Consider the following 10,793-nt stretch of genomic DNA (forward strand, 5'->3'; position numbering starts at 1 on the left):
CCTGCAACTCTCAAAAACCCATCGCCGTAGCGGAGGTCTTGTAATCGCATGTCATTACGCACGCCCGATTTATTGTTCACAGCGATAGCACCTGCCATTTGGGGCAGCACCTACATTGTCACCACCCAATACCTGCCGAACTTCTCACCGATGACGGTCGCGATGCTGCGGGCGTTGCCGGCGGGTTTATTGCTCGTGATGATCGTCCGACAGATTCCAACGGGAATCTGGTGGATGCGCATCTTCATCCTCGGCGCACTTAATATTTCGCTATTCTGGAGCTTGTTGTTTATTTCGGTCTACCGCCTGCCGGGCGGGGTCGCGGCGACGGTAGGCGCTGTGCAGCCGCTGATGGTCGTGTTCATCTCTGCCGCTCTGCTAGGTAGCCCGATACGATTGATGGCGGTCCTGGGGGCTATTTGCGGAACTGCGGGCGTGGCGCTGTTGGTGTTGACACCAAACGCAGCGCTAGATCCTGTCGGCGTCGCAGCGGGCCTGGCGGGGGCGGTTTCCATGGCGTTCGGAACCGTGCTGACCCGCAAGTGGCAACCTCCCGTGCCTCTGCTCACCTTTACCGCCTGGCAACTGGCGGCCGGAGGACTTCTGCTCGTTCCAGTAGCTTTAGTGTTTGATCCGCCAATCCCGATGCCTACAGGAACCAATGTTCTCGGCCTGGCGTGGCTCGGCCTGATCGGAGCGGGTTTAACCTACTTCCTTTGGTTCCGGGGGATCTCGCGACTCGAACCTACAGTTGTTTCCTTACTGGGCTTTCTCAGCCCGGGGACCGCCGTGTTGCTAGGATGGTTGTTCTTGGATCAGACGCTGAGTGCGCTTCAAATCATCGGCGTCCTGCTCGTGATCGGGAGTATCTGGCTGGGCCAACGTTCCAACCGCACTCCTAGGGCGCGTATAGCTTGCCGGAAGTCGCCTTGACCCGCATGGCATAGGCCTATCGTTTCCACGATCAGCGATCGGCTCGTTGCCCTGCGCCGCTCCAAAGCCCGCGACGCAGCGCCGGCAGGCAGAGCAAGTAGAGGGCAGCGCCTGCAATCCATGCCCACCCGTTCCACGTTGTTATAGAAGCCGCATAGATCGCCGTGAAGAGGAGGGGTCCGACGATCGAGGTCAGGCTGGTGAGCGCCGCCAGTGAGCCTTGCAGCTGCCCCTGACGTTCCTCATCCACCTGCCTGGACAACATTGCTTGCAGCGCCGGCATTCCGATGCCACCCGAAGCAAGCAGGACCATGATCGGGAACGCCATCCATCCCCGTGTCGCGAAGGCAAGCAGGATGTAGCCTGTGCCGTCGGCAATCATTCCGAGCATGAGTGCCCGCCTTTCGCCGAGCCGGGCGGCTACAGGGCCGGTGATCATTGCCTGGGCGAGTGAATGCAGAATGCCAAATGCGGCAAGCGAAATGCCGATCGTGGTCGCGTCCCAGTGAAAGCGATCCTCGCCGAAAATGACCCAAAGCGCGGCCGGCACCTGTCCGACAAGTTGCATGATGAAGAAGACCGCCATCAGGGCGGCGACGACGGTCATGCCCCGGGCCCACCGGAACGAAGCGAGCGGGTTGAGAGCCTCCCGGCGTAACGGCCGGCGTTCGCCTTTGTGCGACTCCGGCAAAAGGAAACAGCCCGTCAGGAAATTGAGGCCGTTCAAGGCTGCCGCGGCGAAGAACGGAGCGTGGGGGGAGAAACCGCCCATCAGCCCACCGAGCACAGGTCCCGCGACCATCCCGAACCCGAAACAGGCGCTCATGAAGCCGAAGTGCCGCGCGCGCTCATCGCCATCAGTGATATCGGCAATATAAGCGCCGGCTACCGCCCCAGTCGCCCCGGTGATGCCGGCCACGATCCGCCCGATATAGAGAACCCAAAGGAAAGGCGCCGTCGCCATGATGGCGTAGTCGACAGCAGCGCCGGCCAGCGAGACGAGCAAGACCGGCCGCCGCCCGAAACGATCCGACAGCGCGCCCAGCACAGGTGCGCAGGCAAATTGCATCAACGCATACAGCGCCAGCAGAATGCCATAGTGGGCGGTGACGTCGTTCGAGTGAACCAGATCGCGCAGGAGGCCCGGCAGCACCGGCATAATCAGGCCGATGCCGACAGCGTCGAGCGCGACAGTGCTCAGAATTACGATCAGGGGTCTGTTGGGTTTCACGTCTGGCCTCCGGACCAGCCTCCGCTGGTCCGATTGAACGCGCGGATTCTTTATCACTGATAAGTTGGTGGACATATTATGTTTATCAGTGATAAAGTGTCAAGCATGACAAAGTTGCAGCCGAATACAGTGATCCGTGCCGCCCTGGACCTGTTGAACGAGGTCGGCGTAGACGGTCTGACGACACGCAAACTGGCGGAACGGTTGGGGGTTCAGCAGCCGGCGCTTTACTGGCACTTCAGGAACAAGCGGGCGCTGCTCGACGCACTGGCCGAAGCCATGCTGGCGGAGAATCATACGCATTCGGTGCCGAGAGCCGACGACGACTGGCGCTCATTTCTGATCGGGAATGCCCGCAGCTTCAGGCAGGCGCTGCTCGCCTACCGCGATGGCGCGCGCATCCATGCCGGCACGCGACCGGGCGCACCGCAGATGGAAACGGCCGACGCGCAGCTTCGCTTCCTCTGCGAGGCGGGTTTTTCGGCCGGGGACGCCGTCAATGCGCTGATGACAATCAGCTACTTCACTGTTGGGGCCGTGCTTGAGGAGCAGGCCGGCGACAGCGATGCCGGCGAGCGCGGCGGCACCGTTGAACAGGCTCCGCTCTCGCCGCTGTTGCGGGCCGCGATAGACGCCTTCGACGAAGCCGGTCCGGACGCAGCGTTCGAGCAGGGACTCGCGGTGATTGTCGATGGATTGGCGAAAAGGAGGCTCGTTGTCAGGAACGTTGAAGGACCGAGAAAGGGTGACGATTGATCAGGACCGCTGCCGGAGCGCAACCCACTCACTACAGCAGAGCCATGTAGACAACATCCCCTCCCCCTTTCCACCGCGTCAGACGCCCGTAGCAGCCCGCTACGGGCTTTTTCATGCCCTGCCCTAGCGTCCAAGCCTCACGGCCGCGCTCGGCCTCTCTGGCGGCCTTCTGGCGCTCCTGCTGCGGCGTCCGCTCGTGGGCCGTGGCGCGGGTCCGCGCGCCGGCCTCGTGCGCCTGGCGCTCGCGGGCGAGGTCCAGGGCGGCCGTCTTCACGTTCTGCCTTGCGCAGATGAGATAGATCTAGCGTGGACTCAAGGCTCTCGCGAATGGCTCGCGTTGGAAACTTTCATTGACACTTGAGGGGCACCGCAGGGAAATTCTCGTCCTTGCGAGAACCGGCTATGTCGTGCTGCGCATCGAGCCTGCGCCCTTGGCTTGTCTCGCCCCTCTCCGCGTCGCTACGGGGCTTCCAGCGCCTTTCCGACGCTCACCGGGCTGGTTGCCCTCGCCGCTGGGCTGGCGGCCGTCTATGGCCCTGCAAACGCGCCAGAAACGCCGTCGAAGCCGTGTGCGAGACACCGCGGCCGCCGGCGTTGTGGATACCTCGCGGAAAACTTGGCCCTCACTGACAGATGAGGGGCGCGATCCTTGACACTTGAGGGGCAGAGTGCTGACAGATGAGGGGCGCACCTATTGACATTTGAGGGGCTGTCCACAGGCAGAAAATCCAGCATTTGCAAGGGTTTCCGCCCGTTTTTCGGCCACCGCTAACCTGTCTTTTAACCTGCTTTTAAACCAATATTTATAAACCTTGTTTTTAACCAGGGCTGCGCCCTGTGCGCGTGACCGCGCACGCCGAAGGGGGGTGCCCCCCCTTCTCGAACCCTCCCGGCCCGCTAACGCGGGCCTCCCATCCCCCCAGGGGCTGCGCCCCTCGGCCGCGAACGGCCTCACCCCAAAAATGGCAGCGCCTACGGCGCTGACTCTTTCGTTGACCAGGCGCAAGCGCCTGGAAATGCTCAATTAGGGGGCACCTCAGAAAACGGAAAATAAAGCACGCTAAGGCATAGCTGACCTTGCCAGGCCTGCTTCGCCCTGTAGTGACGCGATCAACGGGCAGGAAACATTCCCCTTTCGTGCATGGCAGGCGCACACGAGTTCAGACAGCACGGTTTCCATGCGCGCCAAGTCGGCCATCTTCTCGCGCACGTCCTTGAGCTTGTGTTCGGCCAGGCTGCTGGCCTCCTCGCAGTGGGTGCCATCGTCGAGCCGCAACAGCTCGGCAATCTCGTCCAGACTGAACCCCAGCCGCTGTGCCGATTTCACGAATTTCACCCGAACCACGTCCGCCTCCCCATAGCGGCGGATGCTGCCGTAAGGCTTGTCCGGTTCCCGCAACAGGCCCTTGCGCTGATAGAAGCGGATTGTCTCCACGTTGACCCCGGCCGCCTTGGCAAAAACGCCAATGGTCAGGTTTTCCAAATTATTTTCCATATCGCTTGACTCCGTACATGAGTACGGAAGTAAGGTTACGCTATCCAATCCAAATTCAAAAGGGCCAACGTATGTCTGAACCACAAAACGGGCGCGGTGCGCTCTTCGCCGGCGGGCTGGCCGCCATTCTTGCATCGACCTGCTGCCTGGGGCCGCTAGTACTGGTCGCCCTGGGCTTCTCCGGTGCTTGGATCGGCAACCTGACGGTGCTGGAACCCTATCGACCGTTGTTCATCGGCGCGGCGCTAGTGGCGCTGTTCTTCGCCTGGAAGCGGATTTACCGGCCCGTGCAGGCATGCAAGCCAGGTGAGGTCTGCGCGATTCCGCAGGTGCGCGCCACCTACAAGCTGATTTTCTGGATCGTGGCCGTGCTGGTCCTGGTCGCGCTTGGATTTCCCTATGTCGTTCCATTTTTCTATTAACCAGGAGTTCATCATGAAGAAACTGTTTGCCTCCCTTGCCCTCGCCGCCGCTGTTGCCCCGGTGTGGGCCGCTACCCAGACCGTCACGCTAGCGGTTCCCGGCATGACTTGCGCCGCCTGCCCGATCACAGTCAAGAAAGCGCTCTCCAAGGTCGAAGGCGTGAGCAAGGTCGATGTGGGCTTCGAGAAGCGCGAGGCCGTCGTCACTTTTGACGACACCAAGGCCAGCGTACAGAAGCTGACCAAGGCCACCGCAGACGCCGGCTATCCGTCCAGCGTCAAGCAGTGAGCCAGCAAGCCAACGACAACAGCGAGAGCCGCTTCATGGGACTGATGACACGCATTGCCGATAAAACCGGCGCGCTCGGCAGCGTCGTTTCCGCGATGGGCTGCGCCGCCTGCTTTCCAGCCCTCGCCAGCTTCGGCGCGGCCATCGGGCTGGGCTTCTTGAGCCAGTACGAGGGACTGTTCATCAGCCGCCTGCTGCCGCTGTTTGCCGCGCTGGCCTTCCTGGCGAACGCGCTGGGTTGGTTCAGTCATCGGCAATGGCTGCGCAGTCTGCTCGGCATGATCGGCCCGGCCATCGTGTTTGCGGCCACGGTCTGGCTGCTCGGCAACTGGTGGACGGCGAACCTGATGTACGTCGGCCTGGCCTTGATGATTGGGGTGTCGATCTGGGACTTCGTGTCGCCGGCGCATCGCCGTTGCGGACCGGACGGCTGCGAACTCCCCGCCAAGCGCTTGTGAAAGACGGCTGACCGTGCGACACGGCGGCCCACACGAATAAGGAACGATGGTATGAGCACTCTCAAAATCACCGGCATGACTTGCGACTCGTGCGCAGTGCATGTCAAGGACGCCCTGGAGAAAGTGCCCGGCGTGCAATCAGCGGATGTCTCCTACGCCAAGGGCAGCGCCAAGCTCGCCATTGAGGTCGGCACGTCACCCGACGCGCTGACGGCCGCTGTAGCTGGACTCGGTTATCGGGCCACGCTGGCCGATGCCCCCTCAGTTTCGACGCCGGGCGGATTGCTCGACAAGATGCGCGATCTGCTGGGCAGAAACGACAAGACGGGTAGCAGCGGCGCATTGCATATCGCCGTCATCGGCAGCGGCGGGGCCGCGATGGCAGCGGCGCTGAAGGCCGTCGAGCAAGGCGCACGTGTCACGCTGATCGAGCGCGGCACCATCGGCGGCACCTGCGTCAATGTCGGTTGTGTGCCGTCCAAGATCATGATCCGCGCCGCCCATATCGCCCATCTGCGCCGGGAAAGCCCGTTCGATGGCGGCATCGCCGCTACCACGCCGACCATCCAGCGCACGGCGCTGCTGGCCCAGCAGCAGGCCCGCGTCGATGAACTGCGCCACGCCAAGTACGAAGGCATCTTGGAGGGCAATCCGGCGATCACTGTGCTGCACGGCTCCGCCCGCTTTAAGGACAATCGCAACCTGATCGTGCAACTCAACGACGGCGGCGAGCGCGTGGTGGCATTCGACCGCTGCCTGATCGCCACCGGCGCGAGCCCGGCCGTGCCGCCGATTCCCGGCCTGAAAGACACTCCGTACTGGACTTCCACTGAAGCGCTGGTCAGCGAGACGATTCCTAAGCGCCTGGCCGTGATTGGCTCATCAGTGGTGGCGCTGGAGCTGGCGCAGGCGTTCGCCCGACTCGGAGCGAAGGTGACGATCCTGGCTCGCAGCACGCTGTTCTTCCGCGAAGACCCAGCTATAGGCGAAGCCGTCACGGCCGCATTCCGCATGGAGGGCATCGAGGTGAGGGAACACACCCAGGCCAGCCAGGTCGCGTATATCAATGGTGAAGGGGACGGCGAATTCGTGCTCACCACGGCGCACGGCGAACTGCGCGCCGACAAGCTGCTGGTCGCCACCGGCCGCGCGCCCAACACACGCAAGCTGGCACTGGATGCGACGGGCGTCACGCTCACCCCGCAAGGCGCTATCGTCATCGACCCCGGCATGCGTACAAGCGTGGAACACATCTACGCCGCAGGCGACTGCACCGACCAGCCGCAGTTCGTCTATGTGGCGGCAGCGGCCGGCACTCGCGCCGCGATCAACATGACCGGCGGTGACGCGGCCCTGAACCTGACCGCGATGCCGGCCGTGGTGTTCACCGACCCGCAAGTGGCGACCGTAGGCTACAGCGAGGCGGAAGCGCACCATGACGGCATCAAAACTGATAGTCGCACGCTAACGCTGGACAACGTGCCGCGCGCGCTCGCCAACTTCGACACGCGCGGCTTCATCAAACTGGTGGTTGAAGAAGGCAGCGGACGACTGATCGGCGTGCAGGCAGTGGCCCCGGAAGCGGGCGAACTGATCCAGACGGCCGCACTGGCGATTCGCAACCGGATGACGGTGCAGGAACTGGCCGACCAGTTGTTCCCCTACCTGACGATGGTCGAAGGGTTGAAGCTCGCGGCGCAGACCTTCAACAAGGATGTGAAGCAGCTTTCCTGCTGCGCCGGGTGAGGACAAGGAGGTGTGCGATGAGCGCCTACACGGTATCGCAACTGGCCCATAACGTTGGGGTGAGCGTACATATCGTGCGCGACTACCTGGTGCGCGGCTTGTTACGGCCGGTGGCCTGCACCACGGGCGGCTACGGCGTGTTCGACGATGCGGCCTTGCAACGGCTGTGCTTCGTGCGCGCGGCCTTCGAGGCGGGTATCGGCCTGGATGCCCTGGCGCGGCTGTGCCGTGCGCTCGACGCAGCGGACGGCGCACAAGCCGCAGCGCAGCTTGCCGTGCTGCGCCAGTTGGTCGAGCGGCGGCGCGCGGCGTTGGCCCATCTGGACGCGCAACTGGCCTCCATGCCAGCCGAGCGGGCGCACGAGGAGGCATTGCCGTGAACGCCCCTGACAAACTGCCGCCCGAGACGCGCCAACCCGTTTCCGGCTACCTGTGGGGTGCGCTGGCCGTGTTGACCTGCCCCTGCCATCTGCCGATTCTCGCCGCCGTGCTGGCCGGGACGACCGCCGGTGCCTTCCTTGGCGAGCATTGGGGTGTTGCCGCGCTCGCGCTGACCGGCTTGTTCGTTCTGGCCGTAACGCGGCTGCTGCGCGCCTTCCGGGGCGGATCATGACGAGTTCGCAGCCCGCCGGATGGACGGCGGCCGAGTTGGCGCAGGCGGCGGCGCGCGGACAGCTTGACCTGCATTACCAGCCGCTGGTCGATCTGCGCGATCACCGGATCGCTGGCGCGGAAGCGTTGATGCGCTGGCGGCATCCGAGGCTTGGCCTGTTGCCGCCCGGCCAGTTCCTGCCGCTGGCCGAGTCGTTCGGCCTGATGCCGGAAATAGGCGCGTGGGTGCTGGGCGAGGCCTGTCGCCAGATGCACAAGTGGCAAGGACCGGCATGGCAACCGTTCCGTCTTGCCATCAATGTGTCCGCCAGCCAGGTTGGGCCAACGTTCGACGACGAGGTAAAGCGGGTGCTGGCCGATATGGCCCTGCCCGCCGAGCTTCTGGAGATCGAACTGACCGAATCGGTCGCATTCGGCAATCCAGCCCTGTTCGCCAGTTTCGACGCCTTGCGCGCCATCGGCGTGCGCTTCGCCGCCGACGACTTCGGCACCGGCTATTCCTGCCTGCAACATCTGAAATGCTGCCCCATCACCACATTGAAAATCGACCAATCCTTTGTCGCCAGGCTCCCGGATGATGCCCGTGACCAAACTATCGTGCGGGCGGTGATCCAGCTCGCGCACGGGCTGGGCATGGATGTCATTTTCAGAAGACGACTGCACCAGTTGATTGGGCGTAATGGCTGTTGTGCAGCCAGCTCCTGACAGTTCAATATCAGAAGTGATCTGCACCAATCTCGACTATGCTCAATACTCGTGTGCACCAAAGCGAGGTGAGCATGGCGACGGACACCCCACGGATTCCAGAACAAGGCGTGGCCACTCTGCCTGATGAGGCTTGGGAGCGTGCGCGCCGTCGTGCGGAGATCATCAGTCCGTTGGCGCAGTCGGAGACGGTCGGGCACGAAGCGGCCGATATGGCGGCTCAGGCGCTGGGCTTGTCTCGGCGCCAGGTATACGTTCTGATCCGGCGTGCCCGGCAAGGCAGCGGCCTCGTGACGGATCTGGTGCCCGGCCAGTCCGGTGGAGGTAAAGGTAAGGGGCGCTTGCCGGAACCGGTCGAGCGCGTCATCCACGAGCTACTGCAAAAGCGGTTCCTGACCAAGCAGAAGCGCAGCCTAGCGGCCTTTCACCGCGAAGTCACTCAGGTGTGCAAGGCTCAAAAACTGCGAGTGCCGGCGCGCAATACCGTGGCCTTACGGATCGCTAGCCTTGACCCGCGCAAGGTCATCCGCCGGCGGGAAGGCCAGGATGCCGCTCGTGACCTACAAGGTGTGGGCGGCGAGCCTCCTGCCGTGACCGCGCCGCTGGAGCAGGTGCAGATAGACCATACGGTCATCGACCTGATCGTGGTCGATGACCGCGACCGGCAACCTATTGGCCGCCCGTACCTGACCCTCGCCATCGACGTGTTCACCCGCTGCGTGCTCGGCATGGTCGTCACGCTGGAAGCGCCGTCTGCCGTTTCGGTTGGCCTGTGCCTCGTGCATGTCGCCTGCGACAAGCGCCCTTGGCTGGAAGGACTGAACGTGGAAATGGATTGGCAGATGAGCGGCAAGCCCTTGCTGCTCTACCTAGACAACGCGGCCGAGTTCAAGAGCGAGGCCCTGCGCCGGGGTTGCGAGCAGCATGGCATCCGGCTGGACTATCGCCCGCTGGGACAGCCGCACTATGGCGGCATCGTGGAACGGATCATCGGCACGGCGATGCAGATGATTCACGACGAACTGCCGGGAACGACCTTCTCCAACCCTGACCAGCGCGGCGACTACGATTCCGAAAACAAGGCCGCCCTGACGCTGCGCGAGCTAGAGCGCTGGCTCACATTGGCGGTCGGCACCTACCACGGTTCGGTGCACAACGGCCTGCTCCAACCGCCGGCCGCGCGCTGGGCCGAGGCCGTGGCGCGTGTCGGCGTACCGGCCGTCGTCACACGCGCTACTTCGTTCCTGGTCGATTTTCTGCCGATCCTCCGGCGCACGCTGACCCGCACCGGCTTTGTCATCGACCACATCCACTACTACGCCGATGGGCACTGTTGCAAATAGTCGGTGGTGATAAACTTATCATCCCCTTTTGCTGATGGAGCTGCACATGAACCCATTCAAAGGCCGGCATTTTCAGCGTGACATCATTCTGTGGGCCGTACGCTGGTACTGCAAATACGGCATCAGTTACCGTGAGCTGCAGGAGATGCTGGCTGAACGCGGAGTGAATGTCGATCACTCCACGATTTACCGCTGGGTTCAGCGTTATGCGCCTGAAATGGAAAAACGGCTGCGCTGGTACTGGCGTAACCCTTCCGATCTTTGCCCGTGGCACATGGATGAAACCTACGTGAAGGTCAATGGCCGCTGGGCGTATCTGTACCGGGCCGTCGACAGCCGGGGCCGCACTGTCGATTTTTATCTCTCCTCCCGTCGTAACAGCAAAGCTGCATACCGGTTTCTGGGTAAAATCCTCAACAACGTGAAGAAGTGGCAGATCCCGCGATTCATCAACACGGATAAAGCGCCCGCCTATGGTCGCGCGCTTGCTCTGCTCAAACGCGAAGGCCGGTGCCCGTCTGACGTTGAACACCGACAGATTAAGTACCGGAACAACGTGATTGAATGCGATCATGGCAAACTGAAACGGATAATCGGCGCCACGCTGGGATTTAAATCCATGAAGACGGCTTACGCCACCATCAAAGGTATTGAGGTGATGCGTGCACTACGCAAAGGCCAGGCCTCAGCATTTTATTATGGTGATCCCCTGGGCGAAATGCGCCTGGTAAGCAGAGTTTTTGAAATGTAAGGCCTTTGAATAAGACAAAAGGCTGCCTCATCGCTAACTTTGCAACAGTGCC

At 62.5% G+C, this 10,793-nt stretch carries 13 protein-coding genes; 11 read left to right on the top strand and 2 right to left on the bottom strand.

The window, feature by feature from the left end; all coding sequences use genetic code 11:
* Positions 1–48: 48 nt before the first annotated feature.
* Positions 49–933 carry a DMT family transporter gene (locus OGY67_RS10500; RefSeq protein WP_000058717.1) on the top strand — a complete coding sequence of 295 codons (885 nt, stop codon included), beginning with the start codon at positions 49–51 and terminating at the stop codon, positions 931–933.
* A gap of 31 nt (positions 934–964) precedes the next feature.
* On the opposite strand, the gene tet(A) is transcribed toward OGY67_RS10500, so the two are convergent.
* On the bottom strand, positions 965–2,164 hold the full coding sequence (gene tet(A) / locus OGY67_RS10505; protein WP_000804064.1) for a tetracycline efflux MFS transporter Tet(A): 1,200 nt from the start codon (positions 2,162–2,164) through the stop codon (positions 965–967).
* 105 nt (positions 2,165–2,269) lie between these two features.
* Between tet(A) and tetR(A) the strand changes: the two genes are divergently transcribed.
* Positions 2,270–2,920 (top strand): tetracycline resistance transcriptional repressor TetR(A), encoded by a 651-nt coding sequence (tetR(A), locus tag OGY67_RS10510; protein WP_000164043.1) that lies wholly within the window; start codon positions 2,270–2,272, stop codon positions 2,918–2,920.
* Between the two features lie 1,060 nt (positions 2,921–3,980).
* Here tetR(A) and merR read toward each other — a convergent pair.
* Positions 3,981–4,415, bottom strand: coding sequence for a mercury resistance transcriptional regulator MerR (merR, locus tag OGY67_RS10520; RefSeq protein WP_000429836.1), 435 nt, complete (start codon positions 4,413–4,415; stop codon positions 3,981–3,983).
* Positions 4,416–4,486: 71 nt separating this feature from the next.
* Between merR and OGY67_RS10525 the strand changes: the two genes are divergently transcribed.
* From OGY67_RS10525 to OGY67_RS10565, 9 genes are all read left to right on the top strand, one after another.
* The gene (locus tag OGY67_RS10525; RefSeq protein WP_001294663.1) at positions 4,487–4,837 is read left to right on the top strand and encodes a mercuric transport protein MerT; all 351 of its coding nucleotides are present in this window, start codon (positions 4,487–4,489) and stop codon (positions 4,835–4,837) included.
* Positions 4,838–4,850: 13 nt separating this feature from the next.
* Positions 4,851–5,126 (top strand): mercury resistance system periplasmic binding protein MerP, encoded by a 276-nt coding sequence (merP, locus tag OGY67_RS10530; protein ID WP_000732292.1) that lies wholly within the window; start codon positions 4,851–4,853, stop codon positions 5,124–5,126.
* A 35-nt stretch (positions 5,127–5,161) separates the two neighbouring features.
* On the top strand, positions 5,162–5,584 hold the full coding sequence (gene merC, locus OGY67_RS10535; RefSeq protein ID WP_001340589.1) for an organomercurial transporter MerC: 423 nt from the start codon (positions 5,162–5,164) through the stop codon (positions 5,582–5,584).
* Between the two features lie 51 nt (positions 5,585–5,635).
* The gene (gene merA, locus OGY67_RS10540; protein ID WP_000105636.1) at positions 5,636–7,330 is read left to right on the top strand and encodes a mercury(II) reductase; all 1,695 of its coding nucleotides are present in this window, start codon (positions 5,636–5,638) and stop codon (positions 7,328–7,330) included.
* A gap of 17 nt (positions 7,331–7,347) precedes the next feature.
* The gene (gene merD, locus OGY67_RS10545) at positions 7,348–7,710 is read left to right on the top strand and encodes a mercury resistance co-regulator MerD (RefSeq protein WP_001277457.1); all 363 of its coding nucleotides are present in this window, start codon (positions 7,348–7,350) and stop codon (positions 7,708–7,710) included.
* Positions 7,707–7,943: a broad-spectrum mercury transporter MerE gene (gene merE / locus OGY67_RS10550; RefSeq protein ID WP_000993386.1), complete on the top strand. Its 237-nt coding sequence runs from the start codon at positions 7,707–7,709 to the stop codon at positions 7,941–7,943. Before merD ends, merE begins: the two co-directional genes overlap by 4 nt.
* Positions 7,940–8,647, top strand: a complete 708-nt coding sequence (locus OGY67_RS10555; protein WP_000204520.1) for an EAL domain-containing protein — start codon at positions 7,940–7,942, stop codon at positions 8,645–8,647. The genes merE and OGY67_RS10555 overlap by 4 nt, the downstream gene beginning before the upstream one ends.
* A gap of 74 nt (positions 8,648–8,721) precedes the next feature.
* Positions 8,722–9,990 (top strand): TnsB C-terminal domain-containing protein, encoded by a 1,269-nt coding sequence (locus OGY67_RS10560; RefSeq protein WP_000179845.1) that lies wholly within the window; start codon positions 8,722–8,724, stop codon positions 9,988–9,990.
* Between the two features lie 46 nt (positions 9,991–10,036).
* Positions 10,037–10,741, top strand: a complete 705-nt coding sequence (locus OGY67_RS10565; RefSeq protein WP_001067855.1) for an IS6-like element IS26 family transposase — start codon at positions 10,037–10,039, stop codon at positions 10,739–10,741.
* Positions 10,742–10,793 lie beyond the last annotated feature (52 nt).

This window comes from Citrobacter sp. Cpo015 (genome assembly GCF_030333035.1).
In the GTDB taxonomy this organism is placed as follows: Bacteria; Pseudomonadota; Gammaproteobacteria; order Enterobacterales; family Enterobacteriaceae; genus Citrobacter; species Citrobacter portucalensis.